The 16,013-nt window shown below is 27.6% G+C and carries 17 protein-coding genes and 1 pseudogene; 7 read left to right on the top strand and 11 right to left on the bottom strand.

What is annotated here, in order from left to right; all coding sequences use genetic code 11:
- Positions 1–6: 6 nt before the first annotated feature.
- The 5 genes from rhuM to WBG30_RS09075 all read left to right on the top strand — a co-directional run bounded on the left by rhuM (position 7) and on the right by WBG30_RS09075 (position 4,079).
- The gene (gene rhuM / locus WBG30_RS09095) at positions 7–999 is read left to right on the top strand and encodes a RhuM family protein (RefSeq protein WP_424504337.1); all 993 of its coding nucleotides are present in this window, start codon (positions 7–9) and stop codon (positions 997–999) included.
- A gap of 44 nt (positions 1,000–1,043) precedes the next feature.
- Positions 1,044–1,568, top strand: a complete 525-nt coding sequence (locus WBG30_RS09090; protein ID WP_424504336.1) for a GNAT family N-acetyltransferase — start codon at positions 1,044–1,046, stop codon at positions 1,566–1,568.
- Positions 1,569–2,021: 453 nt separating this feature from the next.
- On the top strand, positions 2,022–2,855 hold the full coding sequence (locus tag WBG30_RS09085) for a MerR family transcriptional regulator (protein ID WP_424504335.1): 834 nt from the start codon (positions 2,022–2,024) through the stop codon (positions 2,853–2,855).
- 6 nt (positions 2,856–2,861) lie between these two features.
- A complete protein-coding gene (locus tag WBG30_RS09080; RefSeq protein ID WP_424504334.1) occupies positions 2,862–3,512 on the top strand; it encodes a hypothetical protein in 651 nt (216 codons plus the stop codon).
- Between the two features lie 12 nt (positions 3,513–3,524).
- Entirely contained in the window at positions 3,525–4,079 is a 555-nt protein-coding gene (locus WBG30_RS09075; protein ID WP_424504333.1) for a class I SAM-dependent methyltransferase, read from the top strand.
- Between the two features lie 141 nt (positions 4,080–4,220).
- Here WBG30_RS09075 and WBG30_RS09070 read toward each other — a convergent pair whose 3' ends face one another.
- The 7 genes and pseudogenes from WBG30_RS09070 to WBG30_RS09040 form a co-directional block, all read right to left on the bottom strand.
- Complete coding sequence (locus WBG30_RS09070) at positions 4,221–5,132, bottom strand: ORF6N domain-containing protein (RefSeq protein WP_424504332.1); 912 nt, start codon at positions 5,130–5,132, stop codon at positions 4,221–4,223.
- A gap of 16 nt (positions 5,133–5,148) precedes the next feature.
- The gene (locus tag WBG30_RS09065; protein ID WP_424504331.1) at positions 5,149–5,382 is read right to left on the bottom strand and encodes a single-stranded DNA-binding protein; all 234 of its coding nucleotides are present in this window, start codon (positions 5,380–5,382) and stop codon (positions 5,149–5,151) included.
- 334 nt (positions 5,383–5,716) lie between these two features.
- A pseudogene (locus WBG30_RS09060) lies at positions 5,717–5,958 on the bottom strand (winged helix-turn-helix transcriptional regulator); the annotation flags it as partial.
- Between the two features lie 124 nt (positions 5,959–6,082).
- Positions 6,083–6,736 carry a YczE/YyaS/YitT family protein gene (locus WBG30_RS09055; RefSeq protein ID WP_424504330.1) on the bottom strand — a complete coding sequence of 218 codons (654 nt, stop codon included), beginning with the start codon at positions 6,734–6,736 and terminating at the stop codon, positions 6,083–6,085.
- A gap of 284 nt (positions 6,737–7,020) precedes the next feature.
- Positions 7,021–7,500 carry a GNAT family N-acetyltransferase gene (locus tag WBG30_RS09050; RefSeq protein ID WP_424504329.1) on the bottom strand — a complete coding sequence of 160 codons (480 nt, stop codon included), beginning with the start codon at positions 7,498–7,500 and terminating at the stop codon, positions 7,021–7,023.
- A 620-nt stretch (positions 7,501–8,120) separates the two neighbouring features.
- Positions 8,121–8,402 carry a helix-turn-helix domain-containing protein gene (locus tag WBG30_RS09045; protein ID WP_424504328.1) on the bottom strand — a complete coding sequence of 94 codons (282 nt, stop codon included), beginning with the start codon at positions 8,400–8,402 and terminating at the stop codon, positions 8,121–8,123.
- A 2-nt stretch (positions 8,403–8,404) separates the two neighbouring features.
- Entirely contained in the window at positions 8,405–8,746 is a 342-nt protein-coding gene (locus tag WBG30_RS09040) for a type II toxin-antitoxin system RelE/ParE family toxin (protein ID WP_424504327.1), read from the bottom strand.
- Between the two features lie 361 nt (positions 8,747–9,107).
- Between WBG30_RS09040 and WBG30_RS09035 the strand changes: the two genes are divergently transcribed.
- A complete protein-coding gene (locus WBG30_RS09035; RefSeq protein WP_424504326.1) occupies positions 9,108–9,197 on the top strand; it encodes an IS3 family transposase in 90 nt (29 codons plus the stop codon).
- 190 nt (positions 9,198–9,387) lie between these two features.
- On the opposite strand, the gene nagA is transcribed toward WBG30_RS09035, so the two are convergent.
- The 3 genes from nagA to WBG30_RS09020 are packed head-to-tail and all read right to left on the bottom strand — an operon-like array spanning position 9,388 to position 13,547.
- Positions 9,388–10,593 (bottom strand): N-acetylglucosamine-6-phosphate deacetylase, encoded by a 1,206-nt coding sequence (nagA, locus tag WBG30_RS09030; RefSeq protein WP_424504325.1) that lies wholly within the window; start codon positions 10,591–10,593, stop codon positions 9,388–9,390.
- Positions 10,594–10,628: 35 nt separating this feature from the next.
- Positions 10,629–11,975, bottom strand: a complete 1,347-nt coding sequence (locus tag WBG30_RS09025) for a class-II fumarase/aspartase family protein (protein WP_424504324.1) — start codon at positions 11,973–11,975, stop codon at positions 10,629–10,631.
- Between the two features lie 18 nt (positions 11,976–11,993).
- The gene (locus WBG30_RS09020; protein WP_424504323.1) at positions 11,994–13,547 is read right to left on the bottom strand and encodes a PTS transporter subunit EIIC; all 1,554 of its coding nucleotides are present in this window, start codon (positions 13,545–13,547) and stop codon (positions 11,994–11,996) included.
- A 154-nt stretch (positions 13,548–13,701) separates the two neighbouring features.
- Between WBG30_RS09020 and WBG30_RS09015 the strand changes: the two genes are divergently transcribed.
- Positions 13,702–15,255, top strand: coding sequence for a helix-turn-helix domain-containing protein (locus WBG30_RS09015; protein ID WP_424504322.1), 1,554 nt, complete (start codon positions 13,702–13,704; stop codon positions 15,253–15,255).
- Between the two features lie 79 nt (positions 15,256–15,334).
- Here WBG30_RS09015 and WBG30_RS09010 read toward each other — a convergent pair.
- Positions 15,335–16,013 (bottom strand): IS3 family transposase (locus WBG30_RS09010; RefSeq protein ID WP_424504321.1); only part of this gene is annotated, 679 nt, incomplete at its 5' end.

Here is a 16,013-nt window from a genome sequence, read left to right as displayed (position 1 = left end):
CTAACTATGAAAAATACTAAAAATATTTTATTGTATGAAACTGAAGATGGAAAGTTGTCCTTTGAAGTTAATCTGAATGAGGAAACAGTCTGGCTGAGTCAAAAAGAGATGGCAGAATTATTTGGGAAAAATTTAAAAACAATAAATGAGCATATAAAAAACATTTATAGAGAAAAGGAATTAGAAGAAGAACCAACTATCCGGAATTACCGGATGGTTCGAAAAGAAGGAAATAGGCATGTTGAACGTAATATCAAATTTTACAATTTAGATGTAATTATTTCTGTTGGATATAGAGTTAAATCCAATAGAGGAACTCAATTTAGAATATGGGCAACTAATATTTTAAAAGAATATCTGATCCAGGGATATTCTATCAATGAGAAAAAATTAAAAGCTCAGAATGTTAAATTGATTGAATTACAGAATACCATTGAGATTTTAAAAAGAACTGTTGAAACCCAAAGAATTGGGATAGATGAAGCCACAGGATTGTTAAAAGTAATCTCAGACTATTCATATGCACTGGATTTATTGGATGCTTACGATCATCAAAGTGTTGAAATAAAAAGTTTTCATAAGAGAGAGGCCTATATATTAACTTATAAAGAAGCTATGAGAGTAATTGAAAGTATGAAAACTGAGTTTGCTACAGATCTATTTGGAAATGAAAAAGATGATTCCTTTAGAGGGTCTCTGGGAGCCATCTATCAAACTGCCTTTGGAGAAGAGGTTTATCCAAGTATAGAAGAAAAAGGTGCCCACTTACTTTATTTTGTAGTGAAAAATCATTCTTTTAGTGATGGAAACAAAAGAATAGCAGCGGCAATATTTATATACTTCATGGAAGCAAACAAGATTCTTTATAGAAAAGATGGGAGTAAACGGATAGCTGACAATACACTAGTAGCTATAACTCTAATGATTGCAGAAAGTAAACCAACAGAAAAAGAAACAATAGTTAAAGTTTTGGTTAATTTGATCAATGAGAATAATTAATTTGGAAATTAATATTTATTAAAAAAATTCAAAAAGGAGCTCTTATGAATATAAAACATTTAAACATCCGAATCCCTTTAGAAAGGGAATCAGAGAAAATTCTTCATTATGTTAACCATGTAGCAGGTGAAACAGATTTTTTAACTTTTGGAAAAGGAGAGTATCCATTAGATAGTAATGGTATAAAAAAATCTATTAGAAATTTAAGTAGTTCAAAAAATTCTATCATGTTAATAGCAGAATTAGATAACCAAATAATTGGTTTAGCTTCTATTAAAGGATACGATAAAATAAGAATGGATCATGTGGGTGATCTAGGCATTACGATTATGAAAGATTATTGGGGCCAAGGAATTGGAAAACAAATGGTTGATTTTTTATTGAAATGGGCTAAAAATAATGAGTTTTTATACAAAGTTAATTTAAAAGTAAGGCACGATAATGTGAAAGCAATCAAGATTTATAAAGATTTTGGATTTGCTAAAGAAGGAGTTTTGTTGGATGATTTTAAAGTCAATAATATATATTACAACCATATCTTAATGGGAATAAAGATAAAAACTCTTTAAAATTTAACCTTTAACTCTTTTTTAAAATCACAGATAAATCTACCTTATTTCTATGAAATAAGGTAGATACAACTATCACTCTCTAAAATCTCATAATCAAAGTAGTCTCTAAAGAACTAATCTCAAACCACCTACCAGGCCAATCATGACAAGTATCAAATGAAGCTAGATATAAATTAATAGTCATATTTAACGGAGTGAACGACAATTTCCAAATAAGCCACCTAAAAGTAAGGAATGAGAGTAGAAGTGGTGTAACCACTGTCCTTAGAACCTTTAACTTTTAGGCAGGGTTTTAATTGGGTAAAATTGCCTGAAATGAAAAAAGAGTTGACTCTGTTGTTACACCATAGTTTATAATATACTTAAACAGATAGAAAAATTAGAATCAAAAAGTATCTTTTATTATATTTAATAGTCATAAATATAAATGATTAAAAAAAGGAGAAGATAATGACGCGAACAAAATTGATTAAGAGTGAAGTTATCCAATTGTTTAAAACAACCAAAGAAACTTTACGATATTATGAACAAATGGGAATTTTAAAACCAGAGGTTAGCGATAATAACTATAGATATTACGATTTTGAAGATCTGCAAAAACTTCGGGAAATATTCCTTCTTAGAAATTTAGATCTATCATTGGAGGAGATAAAACAGTTAGACGATGGGCTTGTAAATAAAGATGATTATATCGAATTACTCAAAAGCAATCATAAGACACTCCAAGAAAAAATTCAATATTTTCAAGATATTCAGGGAAATGTTGAACAACTTATAGAGGTTTTAGAAAAAAAAGATAAAACATTTTCCTATCATTTTCGAGAAAAAAAAGAACGACACTATCATGTGTTAGATCCTATTGAAACAGAAGAAATGGATTCTCCTAAAGCTTTCTTTGACAGTTATAAAACTTTAATAAAAAATAACAACTACTCAGAACGGACCCTACAGATGATCTATCCTTATGATCTTTTGGGCAGTGGGAAAAAAATTAATGCTAAAGTATGTATGGAATTGCCAAATAATTTCAAAGAATTAACAAAAAAATCTCAGGATTTGATAATCTTCCCTGCCGGAACCTACCTTTCCATCTTTTATCCTTTTAGAGATGGCGGATTCGATATGCTCCCACCACTTAAAACTGAAATTGAAAAGGTCTTTAAAGAGAAGACTATCATAAGAAAAGGAACCATTGTATTAGAAAAAGAACATCTGGAATTATCACTATTTTTAGATAAAGATACAACTATTTTCGAGTTACAGATTCATATTGAAAGGGAGTGATATAAAATGAAGAAAAATGCTATTAAAATGTATGAAGATTATGTATCCAACAACTGGGATCGTCAAAACCTTATAGAAAAACTCGTTAAAAAATATAAAATTAAAAGTGCACTTTATCCCGGCAGCTATATTCATATAACCCCTTCTTTTTTAATACCCAGGGTAACATATGTAGATTCAGACAAAAAAGCAAAAATGTTTTTTAAAGATGAAAGCATTTATTCATATATTGAAAAACATAAAGAATATAAAGGGAAGATGATTTTACAATTCTATCCATCAGACTATACATCAAAATTTGAGGATAAAGAGCAGCAGTATGATCTGCTTATTTCACAGTATGCAGGATTTATTTCTCAATCATGTAAAAATTATTTAAAATATGGTGGAATCCTTATCGTTAATGACAGTCATGGAGATGCCAGCATGGCATATCTTGACAATGAATATGAACTTATAGGAGTTACAAATCAAAGTGGAAGTAGTTGGATTATCTCTGATGAAAATCTAGAAAATTATTTTATTCCTAAAAAGAAAATAGAGATAACCAAAGAATACCTTCAACAATTTGGGAAAGAAGTGAAGTATAAAATAAGTGCAAGTGCTTATATTTTTAAAAAATCAAAATTAATATTATGTGAAAATACAATACAATAAGAGAGGTCTGTGATGAAAAAACCAATATATGATAAACATTATAAAGAAAATAATTATTTTGGAGAAGCATATCCTAAATTAATAAAATATTTAAAAAAATATGAACCCAAGGGAAAAGTATTAGATCTAGGGTGTGGACAGGGAAGGGATGCTGTTTCATTGGCCAAGATGGGCTTTGAAATACATGGTGTTGATATTTCTTCAGTTGGTATTAATCAATTATTAGCTCATGCTAAAAAAGAGCAGTTAAATATAACCACAGAAGTTGCTGACATCTATTCCTATAAAATAGACCAATCAATTGATATTGTGTTTATGGATTCTATGCTTCATTTTTATAAGCAAGATTTTGAGAAAGAATCCGGGCTGGTCAAGAGGCTACTACACGAATTAAAGTCCGGCGGTGTTCTCTGTAATTTAATAATAAATAGTAAAAAAACAGTTTCTACACTGAAGAAAGTGATAGATGAAAGTGGAATAAAATATGAGATACTCCATGAAGAAATAGTTGAATATCCAGAGTTTCAATCAACATATCATATGTGTTTAATAAAGAAAGTATCTTAAAATAGCTTTTTAATTGGATTAAATTGCCTGGAATGAGAAAAAGGTCTTTGAAAAGGAGGAGAGGCCTGATATCTATCCAGGATGGGTGGGGAAGGGTTAAAAAAAGACCTAGATTTTAGTCTAGATCTTGGAAGTTCCTATTTAATTATTTAATTTCCCTAGAATTTCTATAGCCCCAGTTTCAAATTTTGAAAATGCAAACCACTTTTTTCCTAAGTCTTTTAATGAAGCGCCTATATGGTAAATGTTTTTTTCATCTAAGATCAAAAATCTATCATGAGCTTCTTTAAGTTCTTTTATTTCTATAGGTGGATATTGGGAATTATGTTTTTCTAAATCTAATTTTAGTTGTTTGGTTAATTTTTTAGTGTAAATAGTAGCGCTGCATTTACTGTCTCTTTTTGATAACAGTGTTAAAACTGTTTCGTCTACATAATTATCTATTAAAACTATAGATTTATTGGCACTTTTAATTAAATCAGCCACAAAAACATAGGCATCAAACATCTGTCCTTCAAAAAAAATTCCTTGTTTTGGTTTAAGAGTTTTATCTTCCAAAGCATTTAAAATGTTATCAAATTTATCCTCTGTTTTTATTTCAAATGAAATTTGTCTTTTTTCCATTAGATCCAGCCTTTTAAAAATATCAGCATTTTGAGATATAAATTTTCTCATATTTACAAAAGAATCTATTATTTTTATACTTACATCTATCGCTATATCACTTTTTAAAACAGCACTTAGCATTGAAATCCCTTGTTCTGTAAAAACATAAGGCATATATTTTCTATGTTTTCCTCTTTGATTCTCTAAGATCACATTTTGTGATCTTAAAGATTTTTTAATTTCATCAAATTCATTTTCTGTTAATTGAAATCTAAATCTTTCAGGAAATCTAGTTATATTTCTTTTGACTGCTTGATTAAAAACTCTTGTCTCTACTTGATAAAGCTTTGCTAAATCACTATCAAGCATAATTTGTAAGCCACGAATAGTATATATTTTATTTTTTATATCTTCATTTTTTAAAATCATTATATCTTTATCCATCATATAATACCTGCCTTAATTATTTTTTTATATAGATTTGTTGATTTGCAGAGTTTTTCTTTAATTTTTCAATATTAAGGGTTAAGTCTTTTTCTATTTCAAATAGAAAGGCTCTTCCTAAGTTCATCCTTAAACCTCTATCAATTCTATTCCATTCTATTCCTCTAAATAATTCTTTTACCATAAATGATTCACCAGAATTCAAATTTTCAGTTTGCTTTGTAGCTTCTTCTAAAAGGTCTTTTAATTTCATAATACCTCCAAATATTTATTTTATTATATATAAACAATATTGTATATAATATCAATATGATTTTTAAAGAAATTGCGGACAGAATTTGGAGATTATCGCAAACAAAATTAATAAAAGTATCAAATAAAAGGACACTCAATTAGGAGTGTCCTTTTAAGGTTGGTTTTATTGGGTTTAATAATGAATGTTCCAAAATAGTTATTTTGAAACTTTCATATTGTTTTCTTCATTTTTTTCCAAACAATTAAAAACATCTGAAATTAATATCTTTTCAATCCTAGCCTAATCCTATTTTCATTATCATTTCTAATTAACAAAATAATTACATTATAGTTTATCTAAATATTTTTTTCCCCATCGATTTAAAGTATCTAGAATATAAATCATCTCCTCTAGGTGTTGATTTATATTCTACTTTAGGAGACATTTCAGGATATATTTTCCTTGTAATTATCTTTTTTTTTCTAAATTTCTTAATCTTTCAGTGAGAATTTTTGGACTTATGCCTTTTAAAAGATACAATAATTTATTAAATCTCAATTTGTTTCCCATAAGGTTACTAATAATAATAAATGTCCATTTATTTTGAAAATATCGGCAGTGACATTAAATTATATTCGCCATCATAAAATATTGTGATGCCATTAGTTTATACGCTTCACTAGAAATTATTTCTTTCATTATTCAATATCTCCATTAATTAAGTTGTTATATAATTTTTTAATAAAATAAATTCTTCTTTAATGGTTCTTTGCTTTAATTCATTAATATTAAATTTAAAACATTTAAATATAAATTGAAGTAAATATCCAATTATAATAGCATAGATAATAGTTCCAACTCCAACTATCCCTCCCATAAAATACCCTAAAATTAATACACTTATTTCTATGATACTTCTAATCATCTTTACTGATTTCCCAGTTTTCTTTACAAGACCAACCATTAAAGCATCTCTTGGTCCACATCCAAGACCATTATGAACATATATATACATTCCTAAGGATAAAATTCCAGTCCCTAATAAAACCATGATTATTCCAGAAAACAAATTTGTTCCCTCAGGAACTATATTAGTTTCAATAACTAAATCCATAATATAGCTCCAAACAATAGAATTTAAAATAGTCCCGCTTCCAAAAAGTTCTCCAAGTCGCCAACCCACAAAAAGTAAAATGACGTTAACTAACATCATTACTTTTCCTATACTCATTCCTAATTCTTTTCCTAACCCTTGTTGAAAAACTAGCCAGGGAGAAGATCCTATATTTGATTTCATTATTACTACCATACCGAAACTACCTATAATACATCCTATAACAAGCTTTAAATATTTATAAAGTTCCCTTTTCATAATTTATCTCCTTTTTATCTTTCTATGATATAACATTAACATAATAAATTTCTTAAATAAAGTAGTTGCATTTTAGAAAGTAAGGGGGTCTTTAGAAACTATTTGAAGAAATCTGTGTATGACAAAAAATATTAAAATAATAGTTATACAACTAAAAAAGGACAAATAGATTTAATTTATCTAAGTTGCCCTTTTTAGAATATCAATATAAATGTTTCAATTTCTTATTTAAGTACTTTTAGAAATAAAAATTTTAATTAATTTTTATATTCTCCAATCTATAACTATAATTCTTTTAACATCCACACATCACAGCCATCATGTATTGCATCTCCTAATGGTTCTGACAAATGTTTAAACCCATTTTTTTCATATAATTTTATTGCAGAACCCATACTTGATAAAGTGTCTAAATAACATTCTTTATAGCCTTCTTTTTTAGCAAAAGCTAAACATCTTTGGAGTAAATCTTTACCTATCCCCATTTTTTGAGATTCAGGAAGTAAAAATAGTTTTCTCAGCTCACAGATTTTTTTCTTATCATTAAAACTTGAAATCCCAGCTCCTCCAACTACCTTATTATTAATAATAGCAATTAAATAAATACTACCTTCTTCTTTCTTGTAATGTTGACTCATATTCAATACTTCTAAATCAGAAGGTCCAAAGCCTTCTCCTACCGCTCCATATTGAGCTCCAACTTCTTTAATTATTTCACAAATTTCTTTATCATGTACTGCTTCTATTTCTTTGATTTTATACAAATTAAATCCTCCTTGTATCTCATTTTAAAAATGTAAATAATGACAGTAAATTAGATTTATCAACTTCAAACTACCTATAAAACTTCATCTAAATATATAGATTTTATATATACTATCATATATGATATATAATTACTAGTGTAATAAAAAAACTTCCCACCATATTTATTTTAAAAATATAATTAGATTTTTTGAGATCTTTTATTTGCCGTGTTTATTGTTTTATTAATATATTTTATGTTTATTAATAGTTCTTATAATTAATGGAAATTCTGCTAGTTCAATATAATCTCTATGGATTATATTACTATAAATTGTATCTTTTTTAGTTTTATAAGGGCAGAAACCTTTATGGTTTACCATTGATCTTTGTTAGGTTTTAATAATCTCTAATTTCGTTTCTAAGCGCTTTCAGATTTTAATCATGTAAACCTTTAACATGATATTGATTATATTCTTGAAAATCATAGTGGCACAATTAAAAAAAGACAAATAGATTTAGTTTATCTACTTGCCCTTCTTCGGATATTTAATATGAATGTTCCAATTGCTTATTTTGGACTTTCGTCTAAATTTATAATCTTTCTACTTGAATCTAAGGGCTATCTATTGCACTAATATTATATTTTTTTTGGTTCAAAAGAAATATGGATATCCATATTTAAACCATCAGCAATTTTTTTTAAAAAATTTAAACTAGGATTATAACTCCCTCTCTCTAATCTACTAATATGAGATTGATCTGTTTGAGCTCTCTTAGCTAATTCTACCTGAGAAATTTTTTGTTCTTTTCTTGCTTTTATTAAGGCAGAGATGATTTCATATTCTGGACCTAATTTTTCATACTCTTCTTTAAAGTCTTTATCTTCCATTTTTAATTTTTTATATTCTGAAAATTTCATAATCAATTCCTCCCTTCATAATCTTCTTTATATTTAATAGCTTTATTTATTTCTTTTGTTGGTGTTTTCTGTGTCTTTTTTATAAATCCGTTGGTTAAAATTATTTTTTTATCTACAAAAAAGAAATAAAAAACTCTACTAATATCACTAGCTTGCTTTGTTCTTAATTCAAATATTCCATTTTTTATATGTTTTGAATGAGGCTCTCTTAATTGATTCCCATATTCCTCTAGTAATTCTATATCTCTAACTACTTTAGCATTTAATTTATTAGGAAGATCTTCTAAAAATTCCATAACTGGAAGCTTTCCATCTAACGTTTCATAAAATTCAATATTATACATGATTCACCTCTATATAATTATATGTTATATACGACATATTTTCAAGTTTTTTATATTTTTAATAAAATAAGTTAGAAAACTATTAATTTTTCAGAATTACCAGATAGTTAAAAAGATTTAAAATTGCGGACAAAATTAAAGGATTATCGCAAACAAATCAACAAATAATTTTATGTACATTTATTTGGTATTATATAAAAATTTGTCTGCGGAAGTTTTCTTTTTATTGGGTTTTAGACTGTCCGCGATGGATTTTTAATGGGGTACTCTTTTTAAGCTCAGTAATACCAGTAAAAATGGTTATTTAAAATGGAATATAAGGGATATTATATTTAGTTTGATTACTTCTAGTAATTTTTAAGTGTTCTTTTTCTACGAATATAATAACAACCACAAATACCAATGTGATTTAAAAAAGATGACTCCTGTAGAATATAGAAATCACCTTTAAATTGTTTAATTTTTTTTCAGCTTCTCTTGTTCTATTCTTTTTTCTTCTACAAAAGCTGAATAATTATCAATAAGTAAATCAGCTGATTTCATATCTATTTCTTTTCCAATGCAAACTTCATGATTAATAAGCGTAGAAGCTTTAATGATTTTCCACTGATCTGTTATAAGTTTAATTTGATAGGAAATTATTAGACCTTTTCTTGAAGAATTATTTCATTCCCATAACAATATGTTGATAATAGATTTAACTCATTATCTAATATTAAAAAATCTGCATCCTTGCCTATTTTTATACTACCTTTTTTATCAAAAACTCCTATGAGTTTAGCGGGATTTTCAGATGCAATCTTTGAAATTGATTGTAGTCCCTTATCTAACCTAGAAACAATGGCTCTTACTGATTTTATAAAACTCATTTCTAAATCCTTTACTTGGATATAGTGAGTTTTATCCATTTTATCTATTTTACCACTGTCATGAGTTACTATTAATTCTTTGTTTTTTGTTTGAAATTTAGCTTTTCTTAAATAATGGTAAAACTCATATCCTTCAGGAAGTCCACCAAAACCTATACAATCTGTTACCATTATCATCTTATCATCTGTTTTCAACCTATATAAAATATCAAATGCTTCTGGCTTTATTGTAATGCCTGTTTGTTTTCCTACTTCGGCATACATATCTTGAAAATACATTGCAGCACCGACTACTCCTAACTCTCTATGGTGCAATCCTCTCATAGCACTATATGTATGTGTAAAATGATTAAGTCCAGCTTCTTTAGCTTTTTTTATCTCGTCAAATGTTGCTGAAGTGTGTCCAGCAGAAGAAGTTATTCCAAGTTTTTTCAAATGCTTGATAACTTCTATACTACCTTCTAATTCAGGAGCTAAAGTCATTAATTTTAAATTATTACCAGAAAGTTTATTGTAATGATCGATTAAACTAACCGAAGGTAATTTTATACCTTCAAGTTTTTGCATACCAAGATATTTTTTATTAAGAAAAGGACCTTCAAAATGAACCCCTAATATTTCAGAGCCTGCTCCTTGAATTTGTGTTTCTATCCCTATTTTGATTGCTTTTGCAGCATCTTCCAAAAATTCTTGAGGCATAACTAATGTAGTTGGTAAAAATGAGGTTACTCCGACTTTAACCAGATCTTCAGCCATTAACTGTATTGATTTAACGTCTCCCATATGGCCAAAAGCTCCTCTACCCCATCCGTGTGTATGGATATCAATGAAACCAGGTATAACATAGTTATTAGTATAATCAATATATTCTTCTTTTGGTTGACTAGTAAAAATAGCTTTTATTTTCCCCTGTTCAACCTCTAAAAATCCCTCTATAACCCCATTTTCTGTGTATATATGTTTTGATTTTATAATCATAGCTTCATCCCCCTTCATTTTGATCTCTATAAATTTTACTTTAAGTGATTAATAGCTTTTTCTGAAAATTCTTCTGCCATTTTACTACATAAACCAATATAGTTTTTAGGGTCAAGTATTTCTAATATTTCTTTTTGAGTAAATGCTAAAGAGATTACTTCATTTTCCATAAGTAACTTAGAATATTCTATGTTTTCATTAGTACTTTTTATAGACAATTCATAGATCAATTTATGAGCTTTATCTTTTCCTAAACGAGATGCCATTTTCATCATTATGTGTTCACTATTAATAAGTCCATTAGTTAATTTGATATTTTTAGCCATATTCTTAGGTTTAATAGTTAGGGTTCTAACTAGTTCCTCAAATCTAGGTAAAATTTCTCTAATCAATTCTATTGCTTCTTCCAAAAGACCATCTAGTAACATATAAGAGGAGCTATCTCCCTCAAATAACCTAGGACAACTATATAAACCTGTAGCAATTAAGGAATATAGTTTCTGTGAATTTGCAATTATCCCTTTAGAAAGTTTAGGATTAATTTTTTGTGGCATGGTGCTACTTCCAATAGTCCCTTTTTGAAAAGCTTCTGAAACTTCTGAATACTCAGAACCAGATGTATAATAAATTTCTTCTGCTACTTTATGTGCAGTACTAGCTATTAAAGAAAGGTTCATTATATATTCAATTTTATGTAAGCTCATATTCCTAGATGGAATATCCATAGACTCCATATCTAATATTTCTGCTACTCTGTCTTGTACAAGTCTTCCAACTTCACCAGATGAATTAAAAGCTCCTATAGCTCCTCCCATCATGACAGTGAAAATTCTTTTTTCTGCTTCTTTCATCCTCTCTATAGAAGTGAGTAATTCACTAATCCATACAGATGCTTTATACCCATAAGTTATCGGTAGTGCGTGTTGTCCATGGGTTCTTCCCGCTATAACAGTTTCTTTATGTTCAAGGGCCAATTTACTCAAGCTTTTTAACGTGTCCCCTAATAAAAGATATATACTTTTATTTATTTCTTTTATTATGAAAAGTTGGGAAGTTTGTTGTATATTTTGAGTTGTTACACCATAATGCACATATTTACCACTCTCTTCATCACAAGCTTTTGTTAAAACTTTTAAAAATGGTACAAAACCATGACCTATTTTTTTATAGATCCTATCCATCTCTTCAAAATCTATATCTTCTAACTTTACTTTACCAATATTTTTTGCAGCAGAATTTGGGATTACACCAAACTCTCCTTGAGCCTTAGCAAGAGCAATTTCAACATCTAGCCAAGCTTGATATTTTGCAGTTTTAGAGAGTTGTTTTTTTATACCCTTATCATCGATGGTATAACTTTTAGAATCATATAATGCTCTCATTTTAATATACCTCCTGAATTATTGATTGATAATATCATCTATACCATTTTTAACAAATTCTACATGCGGTCCAAAAACTATATGTACATGATTTTTTTGAGGTATAAATACCCCTCTAGAACCTGATTTTTCAATTATTTCATTAACCATAATTTTGGTATCAACAAGATCAATTCTTAATCTAGTTACACAGTTATCAACATTTTTAACATTATTTTTTCCACCTAATCCTTCTATTACCAATCTCGCAATTTCATGATAGTTTTTAGTTTTTAATAAATTATTATCTTTAAGGTTCTCCTCTCTACCGGGAGTTTTTAAATTATATTTTAATATAAACCATCTAAAAAATGAATAAAATACTATGGAGTTAAATAATCCTAAAAATACTAAATTAATCCAATTTGTATTTTCATACATTAGTCCAAAAATTGTAAAATCAAAAATTGTACCTCTAATATATCCTATTGAAATTTGTAAAAACTGCATTGGTAATACCATAAGCCCAGAAAGAATAACATAACAAATATATAGTGGTGGTGATATAAATAAAAATGAAAATTCCATAGGTTCAGTAACATTCCCAAGAAATGGAGTAAGGACACAAGCTAAGATTATTCCTTTGGCAATCTTTTTATTTTCAGATTTTGCAGTATGGTACATCGCAAGTCCTATTGCTGGAATCCTGAACAATGTTGTTAACATTTGGCTTCCTGCTAAATATGAAGACAGCTTAGGCATATATTCTATCCAAGCAGGATCATTAGGTCCTAAATCAAATAACAATTTTTGCATAGCTGGAAGAACTCCAACATATTGAACTCCGTGAATCATATAGACACCACCAGCTTCTGTATACCTAATTAATGAAGATAGTATATGGTGTAAACCAAATGGAATTAAAGCTCTATTCATCATAATATATAACCCAGATCCAAATGTATCATACATAAAAAATCCTGATAGACTAATCATTCCCTTTGTAAAAATAGTCCAAGTAAATGGTAGAATAGATCCTACGACAACTGTTGCTAAAAAAGTAATAATTGGAACAAAACGTTTACCACTAAAAAATGCAAATACTACAGGTAACTCTATCCTAGAATATCTATCAGTCATCTTAGCTGCCAAAACCCCACAAATAATTCCCCCCATAGCTTCAGTTCTTAAGGTTTGTATCCCTAAAACCATAGTTTGTCCAGCTTGTTCTAAGTGAGTATCTACAAGTCCACCAGTATATATTAACCACACTTTCATAGTAACTGTTAGGGTTAAATAAGAGATAACTGAAGTATAAACTGAAATACCTTTTTCTTTTTTGGACATACCATAAGCAACGGCCATACAAAATAATAATGGCAAATTTGAAAAAATTACTCCACTAATAGTTTTTAAACTTTTAAGAGCTAATTGGAAACTAGAATTTCCAAGAATTGGTAATTTTTCAATCATATAACCTTGTGCAAATGCACCTGATACTCCAAGAATCATTCCTATTGGAGCCATTATAGCGATTGGTAAAAGTAAAGATCTTCCAAGCATTTGAATGTCATTTTTTAATTTTTGTTTCATAAATCCCCTCCTTCAAAATATATATTTTTAATTATATGGAATTTTAAACGACATTTCAAGGGTATTTCTTCACAAGAAAAATTTCATAAATTGTCCTTGAAATTTTTAAAATTAAACATTTAGTAGTATAATAGAATAGGAGGGGATAGATAATATGAGTATAAATAAAGTAGAAATAAGTTTGATTAAAATGATTGTTGAAAATAGAAGTTTAAATTTAAATGATGCAGAAAAAAAATTTTTAAAATCACCAATCGCTTTAAAAAGGAATATACAAAATATCAATCAGTTTCTTCCTGAAGATGGAAAGGTACAAATAAAAAAAGGAAAAATTGTTAGTAAACTATCATATATAAATCTTTTAAATTTCATAAAAGAAATTAATATTAATAATTATAGTTCTAATAGTAGCGAAAGGATAAATTTATTAATGGTCTTTTGTCTAATAAAGAATCCTCTTAACAAAACTAAGTTGTATAACGAACTAGGAATAAGTCTAAGTACACTAAAAAATGATACAAAACAGTTAAAAAAAACTCTTTTACTATTTGATTTAAAATTAGAAATCTCTCCTAAAAAAGGAGTTTTTATCTCTGGTAAAGAAGAACAATATAGAATATTAGTAACATCTATTTTATTTAATATTATAGATATTGATTCTAATAGGTTTTTAAAAGTTAGAAATGCCATTACTCCTCTAGATAACTATATAGCTAATGAATTTATTAATAACTTTAAAAATGAGGTAAACGAAAGTATAAAAGAATTAAATTATTTTTTTAAAAAAAATAATTTAAAAATAACTAATCGTTCAAGGAAATATATTTGTATATATTTTTCTATTGCTAAAAAAAGGATTAAGGAAAAAAAGTTTATAAAAACAAATTTTAATCCTCCACTTTTTATTCCTAAATCCGCTCTAGTTTCAAAGGAAAAAGAAAATCTAATTTTAAATATAATTATGGAATCTTTAGACTATCCACTGTTTTATATAAATAATTGTGATAAAAAATTAAAGAATCAAATTGAAAATTTAATAACTTTAATTGATGAAGAGATAACTATCTCAAAATTTGAAGAAGAAGATTTTTTTAAAGAGGTATACAACTATATTTATAAATGTATTCTTAGAAGGCATTATGGTTTGGATTTTTTTGATCATAAAATAAGTGGATTGTCAGAAAAAGACTCTCCTTTATTTTCTCTTTTAAATTCAAAAATCACCTCGATAGAAAACTTCTATAATATAAAGTTTACAAAGAATCAAAAAATAACTTTAACACTTATTCTAAAAAAATATATAATGAGAAACAATATTGTTGAAAGAAATCAAAAAAAAATTATCCTAGTTACAACTTATGCTAGTGAAGTAGTTAATTACTTTATTGAGCAAAGTAAAAGATATATAGATATTGATATAATAGCTATAATAAGTACAGATGAATTAGAATCCTTAATTTACTTAAACTATGATTCTATTTTTGTCTTCTCAAGTCGTGTTAAATTTATCTTAAGTGAACATGGGATAGATTCATTTAAAATCAATTTCCACTTATCAAAAGATGATATAAAAATGCTTTTAGGTAATGGTTTTTCAGAAAGTAAAAGTCGAATAAAAGCAGATCTATTAATTGAAGAGATAAGAGGTCTTAGTGATGAAAAATTAAAATTACTTTTAAAAAAGAAATTTTCAAACTTCTTTTTATAGAATTTAGATGTTATGCAAAAAATTATATATGTAGGCCTTGGTATTACGTCAAGTTCTTGGACAATATTTTTTTCGCCTGTTAAGAACATTTTTTGTAGTCAAGAGGAGACTTCCAGTTTAATTTTTTCTGGATTCTCCTCTTGTTATACCAACCTTCAATATATTCTATAATTTCTTTATTTGCGTCTTCATAATTTGTATATTCTCGCTGATGTATTAGCTCTTTTTTCAACACTGAATGAAATGATTCAATACAAGCATAATCATATGGATTACCTTTTCTAGAATACGAGCCCTTCAGTTCTTTTTTTTCAATTAATTCTCTATAAATGTTAGATGTATATTGACTACCTCTATCTGTATGAACGATGACTTTATTTGTATTCTTTATCTTTAAACATGCCATTTCTAAACTTTCAATTACTATCTTTGTTGTCATCTCTTTTGAAAAGCTCCAACCTAATATTTCGTTGTTGTATAGATCCATATACGAGCTTAAGTAACACCACCCATCTCGTTTAGTGTAAATATACGTTATATCGCCTACTATCTTTTCATGCGCTTTCTCTGAATTAAAATCTTGCTCTAGAATATTTGGAACCTTATTTTCTTCAATATATTCATTCCCGCCCTGCGGTTTGAATTTTTTTACTGTAATAGATCTTATATCTTTTTCCCGCATTAAATTTTGAATATGCTTTAAACTATGAAATTCTCCTACTTTTATTAGTTCTTGATGTATTTTAGGTGCACCATAC

This window comes from Psychrilyobacter sp., from assembly GCF_049671765.1.
Taxonomy (GTDB): Bacteria; Fusobacteriota; Fusobacteriia; order Fusobacteriales; family Fusobacteriaceae; genus Psychrilyobacter.
The sequence above is the reverse complement of the archived record's forward strand: the minus strand, read 5'-3'. Positions and strand labels throughout refer to the sequence as shown.

What these genes read in the sequence shown, in the direction of transcription:
- rhuM (WP_424504337.1), top strand. Translation starts at nt 7, where the DNA reads ATGAAAAATACTAAAAATATTTTATTGTATGAAACTGAAGATGGAAAG.
- WBG30_RS09090 (WP_424504336.1), top strand. Translation starts at nt 1,044, where the DNA reads ATGAATATAAAACATTTAAACATCCGAATCCCTTTAGAAAGGGAATCA.
- WBG30_RS09085 (WP_424504335.1), top strand. Translation starts at nt 2,022, where the DNA reads ATGACGCGAACAAAATTGATTAAGAGTGAAGTTATCCAATTGTTTAAA.
- WBG30_RS09080 (WP_424504334.1), top strand. Translation starts at nt 2,862, where the DNA reads ATGAAGAAAAATGCTATTAAAATGTATGAAGATTATGTATCCAACAAC.
- WBG30_RS09075 (WP_424504333.1), top strand. Translation starts at nt 3,525, where the DNA reads ATGAAAAAACCAATATATGATAAACATTATAAAGAAAATAATTATTTT.
- WBG30_RS09070 (WP_424504332.1), bottom strand. Translation starts at nt 5,132, where the DNA reads ATGATGGATAAAGATATAATGATTTTAAAAAATGAAGATATAAAAAAT.
- WBG30_RS09065 (WP_424504331.1), bottom strand. Translation starts at nt 5,382, where the DNA reads ATGAAATTAAAAGACCTTTTAGAAGAAGCTACAAAGCAAACTGAAAAT.
- WBG30_RS09055 (WP_424504330.1), bottom strand. Translation starts at nt 6,736, where the DNA reads ATGAAAAGGGAACTTTATAAATATTTAAAGCTTGTTATAGGATGTATT.
- WBG30_RS09045 (WP_424504328.1), bottom strand. Translation starts at nt 8,402, where the DNA reads ATGAAATTTTCAGAATATAAAAAATTAAAAATGGAAGATAAAGACTTT.
- WBG30_RS09040 (WP_424504327.1), bottom strand. Translation starts at nt 8,746, where the DNA reads ATGTATAATATTGAATTTTATGAAACGTTAGATGGAAAGCTTCCAGTT.
- nagA (WP_424504325.1), bottom strand. Translation starts at nt 10,593, where the DNA reads ATGATTATAAAATCAAAACATATATACACAGAAAATGGGGTTATAGAG.
- WBG30_RS09025 (WP_424504324.1), bottom strand. Translation starts at nt 11,975, where the DNA reads ATGAGAGCATTATATGATTCTAAAAGTTATACCATCGATGATAAGGGT.
- WBG30_RS09020 (WP_424504323.1), bottom strand. Translation starts at nt 13,547, where the DNA reads ATGAAACAAAAATTAAAAAATGACATTCAAATGCTTGGAAGATCTTTA.
- WBG30_RS09015 (WP_424504322.1), top strand. Translation starts at nt 13,702, where the DNA reads ATGAGTATAAATAAAGTAGAAATAAGTTTGATTAAAATGATTGTTGAA.